The sequence below is a fragment of the Kribbella sp. NBC_00382 genome (assembly GCF_036067295.1).
Lineage (GTDB): Bacteria > Actinomycetota > Actinomycetes > Propionibacteriales > Kribbellaceae > Kribbella.
The window spans coordinates 2,479,200-2,500,875 of the sequence record NZ_CP107954.1 but is presented as its reverse complement, the minus strand read 5'-3'; the positions used below and the strand labels follow the sequence as shown (position 1 = coordinate 2,500,875).

19 protein-coding genes are annotated in these 21,676 nt (G+C 67.5%); 10 read left to right on the top strand and 9 right to left on the bottom strand.

What is annotated here, in order from left to right:
- Positions 1–1,188 (bottom strand): polyamine ABC transporter substrate-binding protein, encoded by a 1,188-nt coding sequence (locus OHA70_RS12320; RefSeq protein ID WP_328331789.1) that lies wholly within the window; start codon positions 1,186–1,188, stop codon positions 1–3.
- A 147-nt stretch (positions 1,189–1,335) separates the two neighbouring features.
- On the opposite strand from OHA70_RS12320, the gene OHA70_RS12315 reads away from it, so the two are divergent.
- Together OHA70_RS12315 and OHA70_RS12310 are read left to right on the top strand one after the other, a co-directional pair.
- A complete protein-coding gene (locus tag OHA70_RS12315) occupies positions 1,336–1,818 on the top strand; it encodes an Lrp/AsnC family transcriptional regulator (protein WP_328331787.1) in 483 nt (160 codons plus the stop codon).
- Positions 1,819–1,844: 26 nt separating this feature from the next.
- The gene (locus OHA70_RS12310) at positions 1,845–3,170 is read left to right on the top strand and encodes an NAD(P)/FAD-dependent oxidoreductase (protein WP_328331785.1); all 1,326 of its coding nucleotides are present in this window, start codon (positions 1,845–1,847) and stop codon (positions 3,168–3,170) included.
- A 90-nt stretch (positions 3,171–3,260) separates the two neighbouring features.
- On the opposite strand, the gene OHA70_RS12305 is transcribed toward OHA70_RS12310, so the two are convergent.
- Together OHA70_RS12305 and OHA70_RS12300 are read right to left on the bottom strand one after the other, a co-directional pair.
- On the bottom strand, positions 3,261–3,977 hold the full coding sequence (locus tag OHA70_RS12305; protein ID WP_328331783.1) for a hypothetical protein: 717 nt from the start codon (positions 3,975–3,977) through the stop codon (positions 3,261–3,263).
- Between the two features lie 71 nt (positions 3,978–4,048).
- Positions 4,049–5,215 carry a phosphotransferase gene (locus OHA70_RS12300; RefSeq protein ID WP_328331781.1) on the bottom strand — a complete coding sequence of 389 codons (1,167 nt, stop codon included), beginning with the start codon at positions 5,213–5,215 and terminating at the stop codon, positions 4,049–4,051.
- A 57-nt stretch (positions 5,216–5,272) separates the two neighbouring features.
- Between OHA70_RS12300 and OHA70_RS12295 the strand changes: the two genes are divergently transcribed.
- On the top strand, positions 5,273–5,698 hold the full coding sequence (locus tag OHA70_RS12295) for a MarR family winged helix-turn-helix transcriptional regulator (RefSeq protein WP_328331779.1): 426 nt from the start codon (positions 5,273–5,275) through the stop codon (positions 5,696–5,698).
- Between the two features lie 105 nt (positions 5,699–5,803).
- Here OHA70_RS12295 and OHA70_RS12290 read toward each other — a convergent pair whose 3' ends face one another.
- Genes OHA70_RS12290 through OHA70_RS12270 form a run of 5 tightly spaced genes read right to left on the bottom strand, consistent with a single transcriptional unit; the run spans position 5,804 to position 11,150 of the window.
- Positions 5,804–6,760 carry a carbohydrate kinase family protein gene (locus OHA70_RS12290; RefSeq protein ID WP_328331777.1) on the bottom strand — a complete coding sequence of 319 codons (957 nt, stop codon included), beginning with the start codon at positions 6,758–6,760 and terminating at the stop codon, positions 5,804–5,806.
- Between the two features lie 4 nt (positions 6,761–6,764).
- Positions 6,765–8,072 (bottom strand): SIS domain-containing protein, encoded by a 1,308-nt coding sequence (locus OHA70_RS12285; RefSeq protein WP_328331775.1) that lies wholly within the window; start codon positions 8,070–8,072, stop codon positions 6,765–6,767.
- Positions 8,069–8,911: a carbohydrate ABC transporter permease gene (locus tag OHA70_RS12280; protein WP_328331773.1), complete on the bottom strand. Its 843-nt coding sequence runs from the start codon at positions 8,909–8,911 to the stop codon at positions 8,069–8,071. Before OHA70_RS12280 ends, OHA70_RS12285 begins: the two co-directional genes overlap by 4 nt.
- A complete protein-coding gene (locus tag OHA70_RS12275; protein ID WP_328331771.1) occupies positions 8,911–9,861 on the bottom strand; it encodes a carbohydrate ABC transporter permease in 951 nt (316 codons plus the stop codon). The genes OHA70_RS12280 and OHA70_RS12275 overlap by 1 nt, the downstream gene beginning before the upstream one ends.
- The gene (locus OHA70_RS12270; RefSeq protein WP_328331769.1) at positions 9,858–11,150 is read right to left on the bottom strand and encodes an extracellular solute-binding protein; all 1,293 of its coding nucleotides are present in this window, start codon (positions 11,148–11,150) and stop codon (positions 9,858–9,860) included. The genes OHA70_RS12275 and OHA70_RS12270 overlap by 4 nt, the downstream gene beginning before the upstream one ends.
- Before the next feature lie 99 nt (positions 11,151–11,249).
- On the opposite strand from OHA70_RS12270, the gene OHA70_RS12265 reads away from it, so the two are divergent.
- Entirely contained in the window at positions 11,250–12,407 is a 1,158-nt protein-coding gene (locus OHA70_RS12265; RefSeq protein ID WP_328331767.1) for an ROK family transcriptional regulator, read from the top strand.
- Here OHA70_RS12265 and OHA70_RS12260 read toward each other — a convergent pair whose 3' ends face one another.
- Complete coding sequence (locus OHA70_RS12260; RefSeq protein ID WP_328331765.1) at positions 12,408–13,124, bottom strand: GntR family transcriptional regulator; 717 nt, start codon at positions 13,122–13,124, stop codon at positions 12,408–12,410.
- A gap of 182 nt (positions 13,125–13,306) precedes the next feature.
- Between OHA70_RS12260 and OHA70_RS12255 the strand changes: the two genes are divergently transcribed.
- Genes OHA70_RS12255 through OHA70_RS12230 form a run of 6 tightly spaced genes read left to right on the top strand, consistent with a single transcriptional unit; the run spans position 13,307 to position 21,629 of the window.
- Positions 13,307–14,095: a TIGR03084 family metal-binding protein gene (locus OHA70_RS12255; RefSeq protein WP_328331763.1), complete on the top strand. Its 789-nt coding sequence runs from the start codon at positions 13,307–13,309 to the stop codon at positions 14,093–14,095.
- Positions 14,092–15,825 (top strand): acyclic terpene utilization AtuA family protein, encoded by a 1,734-nt coding sequence (locus OHA70_RS12250; RefSeq protein ID WP_328331761.1) that lies wholly within the window; start codon positions 14,092–14,094, stop codon positions 15,823–15,825. Before OHA70_RS12255 ends, OHA70_RS12250 begins: the two co-directional genes overlap by 4 nt.
- Positions 15,822–16,955: an acyl-CoA dehydrogenase family protein gene (locus OHA70_RS12245; protein WP_328331759.1), complete on the top strand. Its 1,134-nt coding sequence runs from the start codon at positions 15,822–15,824 to the stop codon at positions 16,953–16,955. Before OHA70_RS12250 ends, OHA70_RS12245 begins: the two co-directional genes overlap by 4 nt.
- Entirely contained in the window at positions 16,952–18,526 is a 1,575-nt protein-coding gene (locus OHA70_RS12240) for an acyl-CoA carboxylase subunit beta (RefSeq protein WP_328331757.1), read from the top strand. Before OHA70_RS12245 ends, OHA70_RS12240 begins: the two co-directional genes overlap by 4 nt.
- Positions 18,527–18,531: 5 nt before the next feature.
- Positions 18,532–20,475, top strand: a complete 1,944-nt coding sequence (locus tag OHA70_RS12235; protein ID WP_328331755.1) for an ATP-binding protein — start codon at positions 18,532–18,534, stop codon at positions 20,473–20,475.
- The gene (locus tag OHA70_RS12230; protein ID WP_328331753.1) at positions 20,472–21,629 is read left to right on the top strand and encodes an acyl-CoA dehydrogenase family protein; all 1,158 of its coding nucleotides are present in this window, start codon (positions 20,472–20,474) and stop codon (positions 21,627–21,629) included. Before OHA70_RS12235 ends, OHA70_RS12230 begins: the two co-directional genes overlap by 4 nt.
- Positions 21,630–21,676: the final 47 nt, after the last annotated feature.

The following is a 21,676-nucleotide window of genomic DNA, read 5'->3' as shown; positions in this document are numbered from 1 at the left end:
TCAGCCCCCGATCGCGAGGTTGAAGTCGGTTTCGTAGAGCTTCGCCTTGGCCGTGTCCAGCGGCATGAACGCGAAGGTTTTCTCGAGCACCTCGGTGTCGGGGAAGATCAGCGGGCTGTCGACCAGCTCGGGATCGATCTTCTCCATCGCCTTGCGGGCGCCCTCGACCGGGCAGATGTAGTTCACCCAGGCCGCCAGGGTGGCCGCGACCTCCGGGTCGTAGTAGTAGTTCATCAGCGCCTCGGCGTTCGCCTTGTGGGTCGCTTTGTTCGGCACGAGCATGTTGTCCGACCAGAGCGCCAGACCCTCTTCCGGTACGACGAACTTCACGTCCGGGTTGTCCGCCTGGAGCGCCAGGACGTCGCCCGACCAGGCCTGGCAGGCGACGATGTTGCCGGCGTTCAGGTCCTGCACGTAGTCGTTGCCGGTGAAGCGCCGGACCTGCCCGGAAGCGACGTACCCGCTGAGCTTGTCGAGCGCCTTGCTCCAGGCGGCGTCGTCGAACTTGTTCGGGTCGGCGCCGACCAGCCGGAGCATGAACGACATGGTGTCGGGCATCTCGGAAAGCATGGTGACCTTGCCTTTGAGATCCCCGCGGGTGAGCAGGTCGGCGAAACTGCCGACCTCCTTCGTGTACTTCGCGTTGTAGGCGATGCCCGTGAGCCCGGACTGCCACGGCACGCTGTAGTCGCGGTTCGGGTCCCAGCGCGGCGCCTTGAGCTGCTTGAGCAGGTGAGCGTCGACATTCGGGATCTTGGCGTGGTCGAGCTGCTGGATCCAGCCGAGGCCGACCGTGCGAGCGGCCATCCAGTCGGTCAGTACGAAGATGTCGCGGCCACACGGCTGACACGCGCCGAGCTGGTCCCGGACCTTCGCGTAGAACTCGGAGTTGTCGTTGACGTCGGCGGTGTAGGTGACCTGGACGCCGGACTTCTTCTCGAAGTCCTCCAGCGTCGGCAGTACGGTCTTGCCGTTGACCTTCTCGTCCGACTCGTCCATGTAGCTCGGCCAGTTGGAGAAGATCAGCGTCTTCTCGGTCGCCGACTTGTCCGTACTGACGCAGCTGCCGGCGCTCTGCTTCGCGGCCGGGATGCCGCAGCCGTTGAGCAGCCCAGCGGCGCCCAGCCCCAGCGCGGCCCCGCGGAGAACGGCCCGGCGCCCGATCACAGGCTGGGGACGACGGCTCATCCGGACCTCCCTGTCAGGGTCTGTTAGCGGGCGATACTGTCAAACGGTTTCCGCCAAGACAAGGGATTCCGCAGTTGGATAGTCATTTCGCAACGGATTCCGATACTCCTGCTTGCTTACCCCCGGTGACGCTGACAGGATCTGCTGGTGACCGGACGCACGGGGAACCCCGAAAAGAACGCTGTACTGCTCGATGACACCGCCAAGGCGATCATCCGCGAGCTCCAGGTCGACGGGCGCAGATCGTACGCCGCGATCGGCAAGGCGGTCGGGCTGTCGGAGGCCGCCGTCAGGCAGCGCGTCCAGCGGCTGACCGAGGCCGGCATCATGCAGGTCGTCGCCGTCACCGATCCGCTGGAGATGGGGTTCGCGCGGCAGGCGATGATCGGGATCAAGGCCGAGGGCGCGCTCGAGCCGATCGCCGACGAGCTCGCGGCGATGGACGAGATCGAGTACGTGGTGATCACCGCCGGGTCGTTCGACCTGCTGGCCGAGGTGCTCTGCGAGAGCGATGAGCAGTTGCTCCGCGTGCTGTCCGAGCGGGTGCGGTCGATCAAGGGCGTCAAGGGGACCGAGACCTTCGTGTACCTGAAGCTGGTCAAGCAGACGTACTCGTGGGGTGTGCGCTGATTCTGTGGAGCTCGGCCTCAGCACCTGTGGTCGAGCGACCGGCGCTGGCGGGCGACCGGGATGCCGACGTGGCGATCGTCGGCGCCGGGTACACCGGGCTGTGGACGGCGTACTACCTGGCCAAGGCTGATCCTTCGCTGCGGATCGTCGTGCTGGAGGCGGAGACCGTTGGGTTCGGGGCTTCAGGGCGCAATGGTGGTTGGTGTTCTGCGTTGTTCCCGGTCTCGTCGCATCGGCTGGCCTCGCTGCCGGGGTCGAGTCGCGAGTCGGCGATCGCGATGCACCTGGCGATGCAGGGGTCGGTGAACGAGGTCGGGCGGGTCGGCGCTCTTGAGGGCATCGACTGCGATTACCACAAGGGCGGCACGATCGTGCTGGCTCGGTCGAAGGCTCAACTGGCTCGGGCCCGGGCTGAGGTGGCGGCGGCTGGGGAGTGGGGGCCGGGGGATCTGCGGTTCCTGGAGCCTGATGAGGTCGCGTCGCAGGTGCGGGCGACAAAGGTGCTCGGGGCAACGTTTACGCCGCATTGCGCTGCCATTCATCCGGGCAAGTTGGTGCGGGGGCTGGCGGCCGTGGTGGAGGGGCTCGGGGTGACTATTCATGAGCACACGCCGGTGCTTTCGATTTCGGGTGGGCGTGCGGTTACGGAGTACGGGGTGGTGCGGGCTGAGGTTGTCGTCCGGGCTACCGAGGGATTTACGCCTTCGCTGGCGGGTGAGGCGCGGACGGTGGCGCCGGTTTACTCGTTGATGGTGGCGACGGAGCCGTTGAGTGCGGCGACGTGGGAGCGGATCGGGCTGGCGGATCGGCCGACGTTCAGCGATCACCGCCATCTGGTGATCTATGGGCAGCGGACGGCCGATGGGCGGCTGGCCTTTGGTGGTCGCGGGGCGCCGTACCACTTCGGGTCTCGGGTGAAGCCGTCGTTCGATGAGGAGCCGCGGGTCTTCGCCGCGTTGCAGGCGACGCTGCGGGATCTCTTCGATGGGCTTGAGGATGTCGCCTTCACGCACACGTGGGGCGGCGCGCTCGGCGTACCGCGAGATTGGTGCGCGTCGGTCGGGATCGACCACGGGACCGGCCTCGCCTGGGCCGGCGGCTACGTCGGCGACGGCGTCAGTACTACGAACCTCGCCGGCCGGACGCTGACCGACCTCATCCTCCGCCGTGACACCCCATTGATCCACCTTCCCTGGGTCGACCATCGCTCGCCTCGCTGGGAGCCCGAACCCCTACGCTGGCTGGGAATCAACGCCGGCCTCCGTGCCATGACGGTCGCCGACACCGAAGAGCGGCTGACCAGGCGAGACAGCCGCATCGCGCGCTTGATGTCGCCGTTGCTCGGAGGTTGAGATGGCCGTCGACGTACTGACCGAGATCCTGATCGACCGACCGGTGGCCGAGGTCGCCGGGTACGTCGGAGATCCGGGAACGCGCTGGCTCTAGCTGACGGCTCCGGCGGTCAGGGCCGGGAAGGATGGGAAGTTGGCCAGGTCCGGGAGGGACGGTAGGTCCGCGAGGATCGGGCGCTCGACGCTCGCGCGTCCGGCGAGCAGGACCTGCAGTGGCGGGCCGTAGAGGATCGTCGGGGCGTGCAGCCAGTCGTTGATGACGGGGACGGCGGCGTGGTGGTGGTTGGCGAGGTCTCGGCGGCTCAGTTCGTCGACGTCGACCGGGTTGCCGGTGAGTTCGACGATGTCGCTCATCAGGCCGCCGACCTGCTGCTCCCAGAGAAGGTTGTCGGTGGCAACTTCATCGGAGCGGATCAGGAGCAGGGCGACGTCGCTGGTGAGGTTACCTTCGCCGCGGGCGGCTGCACCGTACAGGCTGGCGTGCAGGGGTGGGATGCGCCAGGAGTTGAGGTTCGCCGCGAGCGTGTCGGCGAAGGTGGCGCGGAGGTTCGCCAGGAGTTCTACCGCTTGGGCCGCCAGGTGGGAGCGGTTGAGGCGGTAGAGGAGCGAGGTGCCGGCCTCGTCGACATGGACCAGACCTGTGGATGCCAGGCGCTGGAGGACCAGGCGTACGCCGGCCACACTGCCGGTACCTGCTTCGGCATGCACTTGGCGGCCGGACAGCATGCGGTCGGAGCGAGCGAGTACCTGGAGCACGGGTCCGTCGAGTGAGGGGATGACGGTGCTGATCGGCGTACTGAAGTCCACTGGCTACCGTGCCCACAATTCTGCGCACATGATCACTATCGTGATCATAGTGACTGCGCGCTTACTCTGCGTCAGCGGGGCATCGCGAGCGCCTGGTCGACGAGATGGCGTGTCATAGCGAACCTGCTGCGGAAGGTCTCGGCGAGTTCGTCGGTGAGTGGTTCCTGGAGCCGGGCGAGGGGCAATGCGGTGAACGCGCTCCGGAAGAGCAGTCCGCCGTCGAGGGCGTAGGCGAGGTCGGCCTCGGGGTGGTCTCGGCCTTCGGCGCGGAGGCCGGCGGCGAATGCGGTGACCAGGATCGGGCGGAGGGTGGTCAGCTCGGAGAGTTCGAGCTGACCGGCATGGGCGAGGCCGAGGAGGAGTTGGGCCAGATCTTCACCGGCCGGGGCGAGGCCGCCGAGACTCCAATCGATGGCCACGAAGGTGTCTGGTTGGTCTGCGGGGATGAGCAGGTTCTGTGGGCTGGCGTCGCCGTGGACCATCACCTGTGGGAGGTGGGCTAGGCGGTCCAGTACTGCGGGGAGCCGGCTCGCCAGTTCCTTGAGGTCGGTGCGGAGGGTGGCGTCGGCTGACTTGAGGAGCGGGTGGGCCCAGAGGTCGTCGCTCTGCAGCGTCGGGAGGATCAGCGGTACGAGGTAGTTGTCGTAGAAGACGGCGAGCGGGCCAGCGGGGGTACGGGATTGGACCGGCAATGCGTCGCGCTCGGTCAGGCGGGCGGAGGCGCGGCCCAGGAGCTCTGCCGCCTTGGCGAATCTGGCGGTGTCCCAGAGTTGCGGGTCGGCGAGGGTGGGGACGTCTTCGAGGATCATCGCGAGGTGTTCGTCACCCAGGTCTGCGACTCGGTGGACGACCGGGAGGCGGAGGCCAGCGGGGAGGGCTTCGGTCAGGTCGGTCGCGTAGACGTCGGCCTCGAAGCGCCAGAAGTCGCTGGCCATCGCGGCTTCGCGGACAGCCGGCGGGAGGGTGTGGAGCAGCGGCCAGTGCCGGACGGAGCGGATCGCCTTCACGAAGACCGACCATTCGACGGCGCCGGTCTCGTTCTCGGTCTTCGCTCCTGGCTCGGTCTTGGTCTCGGCTTTGAGGCGGAGGGCGCCGACCGTGGTCGGGGTGCCGAAGGTGTAGTCGACCGGTTCGGTCCACCAGCGGGTCACCGTGGGGTCGTCCACGAAGGAGGCGGCGAGCTCGTCGACGGTCGCATCGGTGAGCAGGGGACGCAGTACACGCTCTAGGTCGGTCATCGCGGCCTCGGATATAGTAAAGGAACGTTGGTTGTGTATTGACGGTAGGGAGTGCTGATGGCGGATGTCAACGGACCGCCGCATCTGGCCCAGTTGCTCAACCGGGTGAACCGGAGGCTGCGGCTCGACGCGGTACCGCCGGCGTCGTTCACGGAGCTGAGCGTCGCGCAGGTGCGGGTGCTCGACGTGATCCCGGCGGACGGGTGCCGGATCGTCGACTTGTCCGGTGAGTTGCGGGTGAGCAGTCAAGGGCTCGGGCAACTGGTCAAGCACCTGGAGCGCGAGGGGTACGTCGAGCTGGCGGCCGACCCGGATGATCGGCGGGCGAAGCTGATTCGGCGTACCGGTGCTGGGGACGCGGTGGTGGCGCAGGTGAGTGGGTTGCTGGACGGGGTGGAGGAGGCGTGGCGGGCCGAGATCGGGGCTGAGCGGTTCGACGTCTTCCGCGAAGTACTCACCGAACTAGCAGCCAAACTCCGCTGAGCCCGGTGCACTTGTGGCGACCTTGAACACCAAATGGTGGGCGTGAACAAGTTATTAGCTGTCCGAGGTCACCACGTGGTGTTCGAGGTCGCCGCTTCCTGGGCGCTAGTGCGGCAAGCGGGGCAGGTCGGCGCGGGTGGGGTGGCGGTTGTGGGAGGGGCGGGTTACTACTGCGGAGGCGTAGGCGACGGCGAAGGTGAGGGCTTCGGGGAGGGGCTTGCCGGCGGCTAGTTCGGCCAGGAGGGCGGCGGCGAGGCTGTCGCCGGCGCCGGTGGTGTCCAGGGGGACGGCCGGTGGGGCGGGGATGACGATGGTGTCGGCGCCTGGGGTGGCTGCTCCGGGGCGGCCGTTGGGTGGGGTCGGGCTGGTGAGCAGGGCGCCGGCGGGGCCTCGTTTGAGAATCGTCTGGTGGTTGCTGTGCCGGGTGAGGGCGATGGCGGCGTCGTGCGGGATGGGGAGGTTGGTGAGCGCCAGCGCCTCGGGCTCGTTGGGGAGGAAGAGGTCGACGAGCGGGAGCAGGTCGAGGATCTCCTGGCGGCCGGTGGTCTTCCAGTCGTCGGGGTCCCAGCCGGTGTCGAGGATGGTGGTGGCGCCATTCGCGCGGGCCTTTGCGAGGAGTTCGTGGGTCGCGGGGCGGAGCGCGGGGAGGGAGAAGTGGCCGGTGAGCAGGACGTAGTCGGCTTCGGTTGCGTCGTCCGGGAGGTCGGCAAGGGTCCAGTCGGCCAGTACTCCGTGCGCGGTGATGAATGCGCGCTCACGGCCGGGAGCCTCGACGGCAATGGAGATGCCGGTCGCGCCGGGTTTGACCAGGATGTCTTGGTCGAGCTTGAGCTTCTCGAACTCGGCCAGAACCCACCGGCCCGCGTAGTCATCGCCGACTGCGGCGAACAGGCGGTGTGGGGCCCCCAGGGCTGCGAGCGCGAGACTCACGTTGCCCGCGGCACCGGCCGGGCGGACGTCCACCCGATCGATGATCGAGTCGCCGCCGGGCTTTGGCATGGCAGTGACCGGGTTCGCCAGTACGTCGAGCTGAACGTTCCCGATGACATGAATCGTGGGCAAGACCTCAACTCACCTTCGTATCGCTCTGCCGATGCCGGAACCCATCCACCTGCAGCCCGCGCTTCCGCGCGACCTCCCACCCCAACCGCTGCACAACCACCATCTCCAGCACCGCCTGCGCCAGCCCGTTACTTGCCTTAGGCACCTTGATCACCACAAGCCCTTCACTCGACTCGACTTCCCGCGTGGTGACGAGCACAACCTTGGTCCCGTACTCCCGCACGTCACACGCCAACTGCACTTCCCGCCCATCCCCGATCAACAGACAAGTGGTCTCCCGATCAAGAATCTCCATCGGCCCATGCAGATAGTTCCGAGTCTCGTGCACAGCCGTGTGCAGCCGTCCCGACTCCCGCAGCAACAACCCGCCCTCGCCGGCAGTTGCCACACTCACACCACTGGCGACGACGTCGACCAAGCGAGCCTCATCCAGGAACGCGCTCGCCGCGCCTAGCGGCGCGGCGAGCGCGGAGGAGACGAGAGCCGGCAGCGCAGTCCAGTCGAAGGGTGAGACGGAGACGTCGGTGTCGCCGAAGGAGGCGGCGCTCACGGAAGGCGTGACGCCGGAGGCGAGAGCGTTGCTGGCGCCAGGCCCTGTGCTCGCGCTGGGCGCGGTGCTGGCGCCAGGCGCTGTGCTCGCGCTCGGCACGGTGCTGGCGCCGGGGGCTGTGCTCGCGCTGGGCGCGGTGCTGGCGCCGGGGGCTGTGCTCGCGCTGGGCGCGGCGGCTGCGGTTCCGTGGGCGGACGCGGCAGCTCGAGTGCTGGTGCCTCCGGCACTGGCCGATTCGGCGTCGGCGGCTCCGGCCGAGTTGATCTTGGCCGAAGCGGGAAGAGAGCCTTCACCTCCTCTTCCGCCGCCGCCGAAGGCGGTGGCGGAGGTCGTGGCGGACCAGTGGTCGCCCAGTACGCCTAGGGCTTGGAGGGTTGCGGTGTAGCCGGTTGTGTAGGCGGGGCTGTCTGGGCCGGAGTTCAGGAGGATGACCTCGTCGGCTGCGGCTGCCAGTGGGCTGTCGGGGAAGTTGGTCAGGGCGATGGTTCTTGAGGAGGGGTTGTGGGCGAGGACTTCTGTGCTGCGGCCGGATTCGCTGATTAGGAGGGTTAGGGCTGCGGCTACGGGTGGGGACGAGGCTGGGATGGCTACTGCTTGTAGGCCGGCCGCGCGCCAGGCTGTGGCGGCTCCTTGAGCGGCGTGTTCGCTGGCTCCGATTCCTACCAGGGCGATCAGGCCGCCTTTGTAGGAAGGGAGTTGGAGGGAGGCGAGGCTGGTGGCTAGGGCGGCGGGTTGGGCTGCGATGCCTTCGGGGTATTTCATCCCTTGACCGAGCCGGCGGTCAGGCCGCTGACGATGTAGCGCTGGAATAGGAGGGCTAGCAGGACGGGGGGAAGGGCGGCTAGGACGCCGCCGGCGGCTACCAGGCCGAAGTCTGAGGAGAATTTGCCGGTGAATTCGGCGATGGCCACCGGGATGGTTTTTGCGTTGGTGGTTGAGGTGAAGATCAACGAGTACAAGAACTCGTCCCAGGCTAGGAGGAAGCCGAACATGGCAGTGGCGACTATGCCGGGACGGGCGAGCGGGAGGACGATCCGGAGCAGGGCGCCCAGGCGTGAGCAGCCGTCTACGCGGGCGGCGTCTTCCAACTCGATCGGCAGGCTCAGGTAGAAGTTGCTCATCGTCCACAGGCAGAACGGGGTGACGATCGAGCAGTACGTGACGATGAGGCCGAGTTTGGTGTCCAGCAGTTGCAGGTTCGCCATCGCCAGGTACAGGGGGATCACCAGCGCGATCGGCGGGAGCATGTAGATCGCCAGGAAGGCGAACAGGGTCGTACGGCGGAAGCGGAATCGTAGGCGGGCGAACGCGTAGCCGCCTAGTGAGCCGACCACCAGGGAGATGAGCGTCGTGCAGGACGCGACGATGAGGCTGTTCAGCATCGCGATCCGGAAGGTGCCGGCCACGTTGTCGCCGCCGGCCGACGAGGTGAAGATGTCGCGATAGCGGGCGAGTGTTGGGTGGTCCGGCCAGAGCGTGCCGGCGGTCAGCTCGTTCGACGGCGAGATGCTGGAGATGACCAGCCAGGCGAACGGGGCGAGCACGACTACTGCGAGGACGGCGCAGAAGATGTAGAGCACGGGAGAAGGACGGTTGCGCATCAGACACCTGCCAACTGGTTCTGCCGGAGGATGCGCAGGTAGAACATCGCCAGTGCGCCGACGGCGATCACGATCAGGTACGCGAGCGCGGCGCCGTACCCGAAGAGCTGGTTCGAGAACGCCTGCAGATAGGTGTAGAAGGCAACGGTCTGGGTGCCGGAGGCGGGGCCGCCGCCGGTCATCACGTAGATGATGTCGAACACCTTGAAGGCCTCGATCGTGCGGAGGACGAGGACTACGGCGATGCTCGGCTTCAGCAGCGGTACTACGACCGACCAGAAGGTGCGCAGCTTGCTGGCACCGTCGACCACGGCTGCTTCGTGCAGCTCGGCGGGGATCGTCTGCAGGCCGGCGAGTAGGAAGAACGCGACGATCGAGGTGTTCTTCCAGACGTCGGCGACGATCACCATGTTGAGCGCGAGGAACGGGGAGCCGAGCCATTGGGTGTCGGTGCCGAGGAGCTGGTTCAGTACGCCGTACTGGCCGTTGTAGATCCAGCGCCAGAGGGCGCCGTTGACGATCGTCGGCAAGGCCCACGGGAGCACGACGAGGCTGCGCCAGAGCCAGCGGAAGCGCAGCGGTGCGTTGAGCAGGAGTGCGACGCCCATGCCGAGAACGAGCTCGACCGCGGTCGACACCAGCGTGAAGTACGCCGTGTGCCCGAGCACCGGGTAGAAGGACGGGTCGCTGAAAACCTTTGTGTAGTTGCTCAATCCCGCGAATGGGTAGCTGCCCGGCATGGCGCTGTCGACTTTGTAAAGCGAGATCAGCAGCGTGCGGATGACCGGGTAGAGCACCACTCCGAAGACCACCAAGGCGGCAGGCAGCAGCAGGAAGACTGCAAACTTCCCCTCGCCCCGCACGACCACGGCCTTCGGCCGTGGTCGTGCGGGTTTCTGGCGGGGGGCCGGCGAGCCTGCTGTGGCCGGCTTGGTTTGTGTCTGGCTCACGACTGCAGGAGGCTGTTCGCCTTGTCGGCGGCGGCGTCTAGGGCCTTTTGGGCTGGTTTGCGGCCCAACAACGCATTTTGCAGTTCGGCCTGTAGGGCTTGGGAGAAGGCGTTGTAGTTGCGGGCTTGGGGGCGGAGGATCAGGTCGTCCAGTTGCTTCTTGGCCTGGGGGACGACGGCTGGGTTGGTTTTGACTACCGCGGCGTCGTCGTAGGAGGTCTTCCAGACTGGGAGCGAGTCGAGGGCGTACTTGTTCTGCTCGGGCTGGCTGGTGAGGAAGCTGATGTACTTGAAGGCGGCTGCCTGGTTCTTGCTGCCGGTGGTGACGCAGAGGGCCATGCCGCCGTTGACACCCGGCCGCCCGGCCGAGCCCTTGGGGGTTTGGAGGACCTTGACCTTGCCGGCGATCTTGCTCTGCTTGGCGTCGTTGGCAGCGCCGTACATGTAGGTCCAGTTGAGCACCGCGCTCGCCTGGCCAGCCTGGAAGACGCGCTGTACGTCAGCCTCGAGCGACTGCGTCGACGCCGGGTTGGTCAGCCCGTCGACGATCGTCTGCCGCATGAACTCCAACGCCTGGACCCCTCCGCCAGTGTTGAACGCCGCCTTGCCCGAGTCGTCGAGGAACTTGCCGCCCATCGCACCGAGCAACTGCGCGTAGTCGCAGACCAGCGCCTCGGCCTGCTGCCACGACCAGATCAACGGGTACTTCGCGGCGCCGGTCGCCTTGATCTTCCGGGCGCCGGCCAGCACGCCGTCCCAGGTGTCGAAGCTGGCCGCGTCGACCTTGGCGGCCTGCAGATGCGCCTCGTTGTAGAAGAAGTACTTGGTGTCCATGATCCACGGCACGCCGTAGAGCTTCTGGTCGTACTCCGCGGTGGCGACCGCGCCGGCGAGCATGCCGGACTTCCACTCACCCGGCCACTGGCTGGTGACGTCGGTGACCATCTTCTTGCCGCCGAACTCGGCCGGCCAGATCACGTCGATCAGCACCACGTCGTACGTACCGGCCGGACCGGCAGCGACGATCTTGTCGTGCAGCGCCTCGTACGCGACGAACTCCGGCTTGACCGTGATGTCCGGGTTCGCGCTGGCGAAGGCGGCCGTCATCTTGGTGATGTCGTCCTCGGAGTAGCCCGCCTGTTTCATGAACAGCGCACGGACCTCGCCCTTGCCGCTGCCCTGGTCGCCGGTCGTCGCGCCTTTGCCACCGCCGCACGCCGCCAGGAACGCTGCCAGCCCGAGTCCACCTGCCGCTTGCAGGGCGGTCCGACGGGAGAGGTTGTCTGCCATGACTCACTCCGATTCCGAGTTTGTTAGGCAGCCTGCCTAACTTATGGGAAGTATCATCAGGCTCCGAGGCGGTAGTCAAGGCTTAACCGGAGGTGACGCATGAACCGTGTTGTGAGCGGCACTCCCAGCGCGAGCGTCGTGCTGACCCAGCTGCTGACCCGGTCCGGACCACAGACCCGGTCCGAGCTCGCGGTGGCCTGCGGCTTGTCCCGTCCGACCGTGTTCGCCGCGGTCGAGCGGCTCGAGTCGCTCGGCCTGGCGGAGCCCGTGGCGCAGCGAAGTGGTCTACCCGGCCGCACTGCCACCCTGTACGGCGTACCGGCTGCTGCTGGGTGTGTCGCCGGGATCGACATCGGCGGTACGAACCTTCGGGCAGCCGTTTGCGACCTCAGCGGCGCCCCGCTGGCCGAGCTGAAGCGGTCGACGCGAGCGAAGGGGGCGGCGAGCGTCGTACGGCAGGCCGTTGAGCTCCTTGCCGAGGCGCGGGCGGCGGCTGATCGGGTGGACGTGCCGTTGCTGGCTGCCGGGGTGTCGATTCCTGGCGTGGTGAATCCCCACGATCCGATGGTCCGGTACGCGTGGAATGTCGGCGAGGACAAGCCGTACGACTTCTACTCCCAGCTGTCGGCCGCGATCGACGGACCGGTACTGCTGGAGAACAACGTGAACCTCGCCGCGATCGGCGAGCAGCGGCACGGCGCCGGCACAGAGGCGTCGATGTTCGCGGTCATCGCGATCGGTACCGGCGTCGGCGCGGGCATCATGCACAACGGCGCACTCCTGCGCGGTGCCCACGGCGCGGCCGGCGAGGTCGCCTTCTTGCCGACCGGCCACGCCCACCGCAGCGGTACGCCGTCCAGCGCCGACGAAGCAGGTGGCAAAGCGCTCCTGCGCGAGGCCCAAGCGCTCGACCCGGCGTTGAAGGACGTAGCCGACCTCTTCGAGCGTGCTCGTCTAGGCGAGCCGCAAGCCGTATCCCTGGTGGAAGACGAGTGCCGCCGGATCAGCGAGATCGTCGCCGCCATCTGCGCCGTCGTCGACCCGGAGACCGTCATCCTCAGCGGCGGCATCGGTGACAACGACTTCCTGGCCGAGCGAGTAGCCGAGCTCGCGGCCGCCCTCCCGATTCCACCCACCATCGTCCGCTCAGCCCTGGGCGACCGCGCCAGCCTGGTGGGCGCCATAGCCACCGCCACCACCCACGCCGCGACCCATCTCCTCACCCGCGTGGAAACCCCGGACTCGGTCACCGGATAACTACGGCGGGGTCATCCGGAGTTCGGCGGTGAAGGCGTAGCGGTCGCCGCGGTAGACGGACGACGTGTACTCGAAGACCCGGTCGCGGCGGTCGAAGCTGACCCCGTGCAAGGCCATGCACGGCTGGGTGCTCGGGATGTCGAGCCATTCGGCGGTCTCGGCGTCGGGCATCACGGGCTCGAGTTTCGACGTACCGGAGGCCAGCTCGATGCCGTACCGATTGGTCAGTAGCTCGTAGAGCGAACCGCTCAGATCCTCAGCTTCGAGACCCGGTACGTAGCTGCCGGGCAGCGTGGTGCGCTCGACCACCATCGGCGTCCCGTCAGCCAGCCGGAGCCGGGTGAAGGTGAGCACCGGATCGCCGACCGGGATCCGCAGCCGACGGGCGGCCGCGCGTTCAGCCTTGGCCCGGCTGAACTCCAGCGTCCGGCTCCCCGGCCGCATCCCGCGCCGCCGGATGTCCTCGGCGAAACCCATCATCCCCAGCCACCTGGCCACCTTCGGCCGGGAGGTATAGGTCCCACTGCCGTGCCGGCGGACCAGCAACTCCTCGATCACCAGCTCGTCGACGGCCCGCCGCAACGTCATCCGCGCGACATTCCACCGCACCGCCAGCTCCCGCTCGGGCGGCAATGCGGACCCCTCCGGCAAGGCGTCGATCAGACTGAGCAGCAGCGCCCGGATCTCGGCGGCCTTACCCGGCAGGGAACTGTGCATCCCTCTGCCTAACACCCCACCGGGGTCGCCCGGAACCTTTTCCAAGAGCGTGCAATTGCTAGTAGACCAATCGTGCCCGAATGGATCTCCCGAACGGTCCGGACAAAAACAAGCACGCGTGCTTGATTCTTTCCGGGCTGGGTGGGAGGCTCGGGGGACCGGGTCTAGGGCGGGAGTCGCGCGTGCAGCTGGATGATGTGCTGGCCGATCTGAGTGCTGAGAGTGTCGAGCTGGATCTGCTCGTCGGTGGGCTTGCGGTCGGTGGATGGAGTACGCCGACGCCGGCCGAGGGATGGACGGTCGCGCATCAGATTGCGCATCTGGCATGGACGGATGAGGCGGCCCGGTTGGCGGCGGCCGAGCCGGAGGAGTTCCAGGTCGAGCTACAGAAGGCTGTGGAAAACCCGGCCGGATTTGTGGACGACGGGGCTGCCGAGGGAGCCGCACTGCCGGCGGGAGAGTTGCTGACGTACTGGCGACAGGCTCGTGGGGAGTTGCAGGAAGCGCTCAAGGCGGTGCCGGCTGGGCAGAAGGTGGCGTGGTTCGGGCCGCCGATGAGTCCTACCTCGATGGCGACCGCGCGGTTGATGGAGACGTGGGCGCATGGGCAGGACGTCGCCGATGCGCTGGGGGTGACGCGGCGGCCGTCCAACCGGCTGCGGCACGTTGCGCACCTCGCAGTACGGACCAGGGATTTCGCCTATCTGCTGAACGATCGGAAGCCGCCGGCTTCGCCGTTCCACGTGGAACTTTCGGGGCCTGAGGGCGACCTGTGGAGCTGGGGTCCGGAGGATGCCGAGCAGCGGGTGACGGGTAAGGCGCTGGACTTCTGTTTCCTGGCGACGCAGCGCCGGCATCGGGACGACCTTGATGTGCACGCGGTGGGTGCCGAGGCGGACGAGTGGCTGGGGATCATCCAGGCGTTCGCCGGGATGCCGGGCAAGGGCCGGGAGCGAGGGCAGTTCGGGTGACTGCAGGAGCGACGGACCCGATTCGGATCGGGAACTCGTCGGGGTTCTACGGCGATCGCTTCAAGGCGTTCCAGGAGATGCTGACCGGTGGGCCGCTGGATGTGCTGACCGGCGACTACCTTGCTGAGTTGACGATGCTGATCCTCGGCCGGGATCGATCGAAGGACCCGTCGATGGGATACGCGAAGACGTTCCCGGCGCAGCTCGAAGGCGCGCTCGGCGAGGTACTCGATCGCGGCGTCAAGGTGGTCAGCAACGCGGGCGGCCTCAACCCCGCAGGGCTCGCGGAGAAGCTCCAAGAGATCGCGGACAAGCTCGGGCTGCACCCGAAGATCGCGTACGTCGAGGGCGACGACCTCATCTCGCGTGCGGAGGAACTCGGTTTCGGGGATCCCCTGACGGCCAACGCGTACCTCGGCGCCTGGGGTATCGCCGAAGCGCTCAAGGCCGGCGCGGACATCGTCGTGACCGGCCGGGTCACCGATGCTTCGGTCATCGTGGGGCCGGCCGCGGCGCATCACGGCTGGCGGCGCGACCAGTACGACGAACTCGCCGGCGCCGTCGTCGCCGGACATGTGATCGAGTGCGGCTGCCAGGCGACCGGTGGCAACTACTCGTTCTTCCAGGAGATCCGCGACCTCCGCCGGCCCGGCTTCCCGATCGCGGAGATCCACGCCGACGGCAGCAGCGTAATCACCAAGCACGACGGCACCGGCGGCGCGGTCACGATCGACACGGTCAAGGCGCAACTGCTCTACGAGATCACCGGGGCCCGGTACGCCGGTCCGGACGTGACCGCGCGAATGGACTCGATCGAGCTGTCCGAGGACGGCCCGGACCGAATCCGGATCACCGGCGTCGAGGGCGAGCCGCCGCCGCCGACGTACAAGGTGTCGTTGAACAGCCACGGCGGGTTCCGCAACGAGGTGGCCTTCGTACTCACCGGGCTCGAGCTGGAGGCGAAGGCCGAGCTGATCCAGCGGCAGCTCGAGCAGGACCTGGTCAAGCGGCCGGCCGAGCTGAAATGGTCGGTCCTCTGGAGCGAGCAGCCGAACGCGGAGACCGAGGAGCAGGCGAGCGTCCTGCTCAAGTGCACAATCAAGGATCCCGATCCCCTGGTCGCCGGTCGCGTGTTCACCAGCGCCGCGGTCGAGCTCGCGCTGTCGAGCTACCCGGGCTTCCACGTGACGGCTCCTCCCGGCAAGGAACAGGCGTACGGGCTGTTCACCGCCGGGTACGTCGATCCGCACCAGCTAGAGCATGTCGTAGTACTGCCGGACGGCCGGCGCCAAGTGATCGAGCCGTCGGAAGACACCCAGGAGCTGGCCGAGGCGGAAGGCGGCGCGCTCCCGATGCCGTTGCCGCAACTCGTCGCGGCTGGGCGGCCCGCTAGGTCGCTCACCCGGGAGGTGCCGTTGGGGCGTATCGCGGGAGCGCGCAGTGGCGACAAGGGTGGCGACGCGAACGTCGGGGTGTGGGTGCGGAACGAGACCGCCTGGCGTTGGTTCGCGCACACGTTGACGGTCGAGAGGTTCCAGGAGCTGCTGCCCGAGACTCGGGATCTGACCGTGACCAGGCATGTCTTCCCGAATCTCTGGGCGCTGAACTTCGTGGTCAGCGGGCTGCTGGGCGATGGAGTCGCCTCGCAGGCGCGCTTCGATCCGCAAGCGAAGGCTGTCGGCGAATGGCTCCGGTCGCGCTATCTCGACGTACCGGAGGTGTTGCTGTGAACGCCGAGCGGGAGGCGTTGCGCGAGACCGTCCGGCGGTTCACGGTCGCCGAGGTGCTGCCGAATCTGGACCAGTGGGAGCGCGACGGCGAGCTGCCGCGGGAGCTGCACAAGAAGGCCGGCGAGCTCGGCATCCTCGGCGTCGCGTTTCCCGAGAATGTCGGTGGCGGCGGCGGATCACTGGCTGACTCGATCGCGGTGACCGAGGAGCTGCACTACGCGGGCAGCTCCGGCGGGCTGATCGCATCCCTGCTGACCTGCGGGATCGCGCTACCGCACATCGTTGCTGCTGGCAACCAAGAGCAGATCGACCGGTGGGTGCGCCCGACCCTCGACGGCGAGCTGATCGGCTCGCTGGCGATCACCGAGCCCGACGGCGGTTCGGACGTCGCCTCCCTCCGTACTACCGCGCGCCGCGACGGGGACGACTTCATCGTCAACGGTGCCAAGACCTACATCACCTCGGGCTCCCGCGCGGACTTCCTGACGACCGCTGTCCGGACCGACGGGCCGGGCGCGCATGGCATCAGCCTGCTGGTGATCGAGAAGGGCACTCCGGGTTTCGAGGTGTCGCGCAAGCTGCAGAAGATGGGGTGGCTCTGCTCCGACACGGCCGAGCTGTCCTTCACTGACGTACGGGTGCCTGCCGAGAATCTTGTTGGCGAGGCGGGCACTGGGTTCGTCCAGCTCGCACAGAACTTCGTCTCTGAGCGGCTGAATCTCGCAGTACAGGCGTATGCGGGAGCGCAGCGCGCGTTGGATCTGACCGTTGAGTGGTGTCGGGCGCGGGAGACGTTCGGGCGGCCGTTGATCTCGCGGCAGACCGTGCAGCACACGTTGACCGAGATGGCGCGGCGCGTCGATGTGGCCCGGGTCTATGTGCACGACACGGTGCGGCGGGCGGAGGCGGGCGAGGACGTGATCGCCGCGGTGTGTTTCGCGAAGAACACCGCGGTCGAGGCCGGCGCTTGGGTCTGCGACCAGGCGCTGCAGCTGCACGGCGGGCTCGGCTACATGCGCGAGGCCGAGGTGGAACGCCAGTACCGCGACCAGAAGATCCTCGCGATCGGCGGCGGCGCCACCGAGATCATGACGGGTTTGGCAGCCAAACGACTGGGGTTCACTGCATGACTGTCACCGACAATCGCTCCGCGATGCTCGACAAGCTCGCCGAGCTGGAGGCCGAGCACGCCAAGGCGCTGGCCGGTGGCGGCCCGAAGTACGTGGAACGTCACCACAAGCGCGGCAAGCTGCTCGCGCGGGAGCGGATCGAGTTGCTGCTCGACCCGGACACCGCCTTCCTCGAGCTGTCGCCGCTGGCGGGCTGGGGCAGCGACTTCACGGTCGGCGCGAGCCTCATCACCGGGATCGGGGTGGTGGAGGGCGTCGAGTGCCTGATCACCGCGAACGATCCGACGGTCAAGGGCGGCGCGAGCAACCCATGGACGCTGCGGAAGGCGCTGCGATCGGACGAGATCGCCCGGGCGAACCGGTTGCCGGTGATCAGCCTGGTCGAGTCGGGTGGCGCGGACCTGCCGACGCAGAAGGAGATCTTCATCCCGGGCGGCGCGATGTTCCGCAACCTGACCCGGTTGTCGGCCGAGGGGATCCCGACGATCGCGCTGGTCTTCGGCAACTCGACCGCGGGCGGCGCGTACATCCCGGGCATGAGCGACTACGTGGTGATGGTCGACGGTGGCGCGAAGGTGTTCCTGGCCGGGCCGCCGCTGGTGAAGATGGCGACCGGTGAGGACGCGGACGACGAGTCGCTCGGTGGCGCGGCGATGCATGCGCGTACCTCGGGTCTGGCCGACTACTTCGCAGTGGACGAGCCGGACGCGATCCGGCTCGGACGGCAGATCGTGTCGCGGCTGAACTGGAAGAAGCTCGGGCCGGCGCCGGCTGCCTCGTACGAGGAGCCCTTGTTCAGCGACGACGAGCTGCTCGGGATCGTGCCGGGCGACCTCAAGATTCCGTTCGATCCGCGGGACGTGATCGCTCGAGTGGTGGACGGGTCGGTGTTCGACGAGTTCAAGCCGTTGTACGGATCGTCGCTGGCGACCGGATGGGCGTCCGTGCACGGGTATCCGGTCGGGATCCTGGCTAACGCGCGTGGGGTGTTGTTCCGCGAGGAGTCGCAGAAGGCGGCGCAGTTCATCCAGCTGGCGAACCGGGCCAATACGCCGTTGATCTTCCTGCACAACACGACCGGGTACATGGTCGGGCAGGAGTACGAGCAGGGCGGGATCATCAAGCACGGCGCGCAGATGATCAACGCGGTCTCCAACTCGAAGGTGCCGCACATCTCGATCCTGATGGGGGCGTCGTACGGCGCCGGGCACTACGGGATGTGCGGGCGGGCCTTCGATCCACGGTTCCTGTTCGCCTGGCCGTCGGCGAAGTCGGCGGTGATGGGGCCACAGCAGCTTGCTGGAGTGTTGTCGATCGTGGCGCGGGCGGCCGCGGCGGCGAAGGGGCAGCCGTACGACGAGGACGGTGATGCCGCGATGCGGGCTTACGTGGAAGGGCAGATCGAGGCGGAGTCGCTGCCGATGTTCCTGTCCGGACGCCTGTACGACGACGGCGTGATCGACCCACGTGACACCCGTACCGTGCTCGGGCTCTGCCTGTCGGCGATCCACTCCGGGCCCGTTGAGGGCACCCGCTTCGATGGCGCCAATTTCGGCGTCTTCAGGATGTGATGGCGATGATCACGTCGGTACTGGTGGCGAATCGCGGGGAGATCGCGCGGCGGGTGTTTCGGACGGCGCGGTCGTTGGGGATGGAGTGCGTGGCTGTGCATTCTTCTGCGGATGCCGATGCGCCGTACGTCGCTGAGGCGGATGCGGCGGTGCATTTGACTGGTACCGCGCCTGGGGACACGTATTTGCGTGCGGAGTTGGTGATCGCGGCGGCGTTGAAGGCTGGGGCCGATGCGGTGCATCCGGGGTATGGGTTTCTGTCCGAGAACGCTGGGTTCGCGGCTGCGGTGATCGACGCGGGGCTGACCTGGATCGGGCCGCCGGTCGAGGCGATCTCGTCGATGGGGTCGAAGATCGAGGCGAAGAAGCTGATGGCGGCGGCTGGGGTGCCGGTGCTGGCCGAGCTGACGCCGGCTTCGGTGAGCGCCTCGGATCTGCCGGTACTGGTGAAGGCGTCGGCCGGTGGTGGTGGGCGCGGGATGCGGGTGGTTCGGCGGTTGGAGGATCTGGCCGCTGAGATCGATGCGGCTTCGGCTGAGGCGTTGTCGGCGTTTGGTGATGGGACCGTGTTCTGCGAGCGGTATCTGGCTAGTGGGCGGCATATCGAAGTACAGGTGCTGGCGGATCAGCAGGGGACGGTTTGGGCTGTTGGGGAGCGGGAGTGCTCGATCCAGCGGCGGCATCAGAAGGTGGTGGAGGAGGCTCCTTCGCCTTTGGTGGAACGTACTTCGGGGATGCGGGAGCGGTTGTTCGAGGCGGCGCGGAAGGCGGCCGAGGCGATCGGGTATGTGGGGGCGGGGACGGTTGAGTTCCTCGCCGACGAGGATGGTGGCTTCTACTTCCTGGAGATGAACACCCGGCTGCAGGTTGAGCATCCGGTCACTGAGTCGACCACTGGGTTGGATCTCGTTGCCTTGCAGTTTGCGATTGCTTCCGGTGAGGCGCTGCCGGCTGAGCCGCCTGCTGCTGTTGGGCATTCGATCGAGGTGCGCCTGTACGCGGAGGATCCCGCTGCTGATTGGCAACCACAAACCGGCACCCTCCACCGCTTTGAGCTTCCTGGGTCTGCGTTTGGGCCGGGTGGGCCTCGGGAGGGGGCACCTTGGGTTCGGGTTGACTCGGGGGTTGAGAGCGGGTCGGTGATCTCGCCGTACTACGACGCGATGCTGGCGAAGGTGATCGTGTGGGGGGCTACTCGGGAGCAGGCGGCTGGGCGGTTGGCGGCTGAACTGCAGCGGGCTGCGATCCATGGGGTGCGGACGAATCGGGATTTGCTGGTTTGGATTCTCAGGCATCCGGCCTTTCTGGCTGGGGATACCGATACGGCGTTCTTCGAGACGCATGGGATTGGTGCGGCGGCGGATCCAGCGGTTGAGCGGTTGGCGGCTGTTGCGGCGGCGTTGGCGGATGCGGCTGGGCGGCGGGCGAGTGCGAAGGTGCAGCGTGGGTTGCCTGGTGGGTGGCGGAATCTGGCTTCGCAGGCTCAGCGGAAGAGCTACACGGTGGGTGATCGGCAGTACGACATCGACTATCGGGCGACTCGGGATGGCGTTGCCATCGATGGGGTGGAGGTTGTCGAGGCCCAGGCTGAGCGGGTGGTGCTGGAGGTCGACGGGGTGCGGCGGAAGTACGAGGTTGCTGCTTATCCGGGGCTGGTGTGTGTGGGGTCGGTGGCGCTTACGCCGGTGGAGCGGTTTGCGGATCCGTCCGAGCAGTTGGTGGCTGGGTCGTTGGTGGCGCCGATGCCGGGGACTGTGGTGCGGGTGGGCGTTGAGGTTGGGGACAAGGTGACGGCGGGGCAAGGGCTGGTGTGGTTGGAGGCCATGAAGATGGAGCACACCATCTCGGCGCCGGCTGATGGGGTCTTGGTGGAGTTGAGCGTCACAGCTGGGCAGCAGGTTGAGGTGGGGGCGGTACTGGCCGTCGTACAAGTTGAGGAGAACGCATGAGCTTCGTCGAGTCCGAGGAACGCCGCGCGCTCAGGGCGGCGGTGAGCGAGCTGGGGAAGAAGTACGGCTACGCGTACTTCAACGAGCGAGCGCGCTCCGGCGGGCAGACGACCGAGCTCTGGCAGGAAGCCGGCAAACTCGGCTACCTCGGCGTGAACCTGCCCGAGCAGTACGGCGGCGGTGGCGGCGGTATGGCCGACCTGTCGATCGTGCTGGAGGAGCTCGGCGCCGCGGGCTGTCCGTTGCTGATGATGGTCGTGTCGCCGGCGATCTGCGGCACGGTGATCACCCGGTTCGGCACCGACGGGCAGAAGGAGCAGTGGCTGCCGTCGCTGGCCGACGGGACGACCACGATGGCCTTCGCGATCACCGAGCCCGACGCCGGGTCCAACTCGCACGGGATCGCCACGACGGCTCGGCGTACCGGGGACGGCTGGTCGTTGTCCGGGCGGAAGGTCTACATCTCCGGCCTCGACGTGGCGAAGGCCGTGCTCGTCGTCGGGCGGACCGAGGACGCGAAGACGGGCAAGCTCAAGCCCGCGCTCTTCATCGTGCCGACGGACGCTGCGGGCGTCGAGTTCCGGCAGATCGAGATGGATCTGATCAGCCCGGACAAGCAGTTCTCGCTCTTCCTCGATGACGTCCAACTGCCCGCCGAGGCGCTCGTCGGCTCCGAGGACGCCGGCCTGATGCAGCTCTTCGCCGGGCTCAACCCGGAGCGGATCATGGCCTCGGCGTTCGCGATCGGGATCGGCCGGCACGCGCTCGGCAAGGCGGTCGCGTACGTCAAGGAACGGCAGGTCTGGAAGGTACCGATCGGCGCCCACCAGGGCATCGCGCACCCGCTCGCGCAGAACAAGATCGAGCTCGAGCTCGCCCGGCTGATGATGCAGAAGGCCGCCGCCCTGTACGACGCCGGCGACGATCTCGGCGCGGGTGAGGCGGCCAACATGGCGAAGTACGCCGCCGGTGAGGCGACCGTCCGGGCCACCGACCAGGCCGTCCAGTCGCTCGGAGGCAACGGGATGACCGTCGAGTACGGCGTCGCGTCGCTGGTCGCGGCCGCGCGGGCGTCCCGGATCGCGCCGGTCAGCCGGGAGATGATCCTGAACTTCGTGGCGCAACACAGTCTGGGCCTACCGAAGTCCTACTGATTCCGTCATCGTTCCTCCAACCGTCGTCGTGTAGAGAGGACCCCGCC

Bases quoted from the DNA above. Each gene is read 5' to 3' on its own strand.
- OHA70_RS12320 (WP_328331789.1), bottom strand. From the start codon at position 1,188: ATGAGCCGTCGTCCCCAGCCTGTGATCGGGCGCCGGGCCGTTCTCCGC.
- OHA70_RS12300 (WP_328331781.1), bottom strand. From the start codon at position 5,215: ATGACCGACCTAGAGCGTGTACTGCGTCCCCTGCTCACCGATGCGACC.
- OHA70_RS12295 (WP_328331779.1), top strand. From the start codon at position 5,273: ATGGCGGATGTCAACGGACCGCCGCATCTGGCCCAGTTGCTCAACCGG.
- OHA70_RS12285 (WP_328331775.1), bottom strand. From the start codon at position 8,072: ATGAAATACCCCGAAGGCATCGCAGCCCAACCCGCCGCCCTAGCCACC.
- OHA70_RS12280 (WP_328331773.1), bottom strand. From the start codon at position 8,911: ATGCGCAACCGTCCTTCTCCCGTGCTCTACATCTTCTGCGCCGTCCTC.
- OHA70_RS12270 (WP_328331769.1), bottom strand. From the start codon at position 11,150: ATGGCAGACAACCTCTCCCGTCGGACCGCCCTGCAAGCGGCAGGTGGA.
- OHA70_RS12265 (WP_328331767.1), top strand. From the start codon at position 11,250: ATGAACCGTGTTGTGAGCGGCACTCCCAGCGCGAGCGTCGTGCTGACC.
- OHA70_RS12260 (WP_328331765.1), bottom strand. From the start codon at position 13,124: ATGCACAGTTCCCTGCCGGGTAAGGCCGCCGAGATCCGGGCGCTGCTG.
- OHA70_RS12240 (WP_328331757.1), top strand. From the start codon at position 16,952: ATGACTGTCACCGACAATCGCTCCGCGATGCTCGACAAGCTCGCCGAG.
- OHA70_RS12235 (WP_328331755.1), top strand. From the start codon at position 18,532: ATGATCACGTCGGTACTGGTGGCGAATCGCGGGGAGATCGCGCGGCGG.
- OHA70_RS12230 (WP_328331753.1), top strand. From the start codon at position 20,472: ATGAGCTTCGTCGAGTCCGAGGAACGCCGCGCGCTCAGGGCGGCGGTG.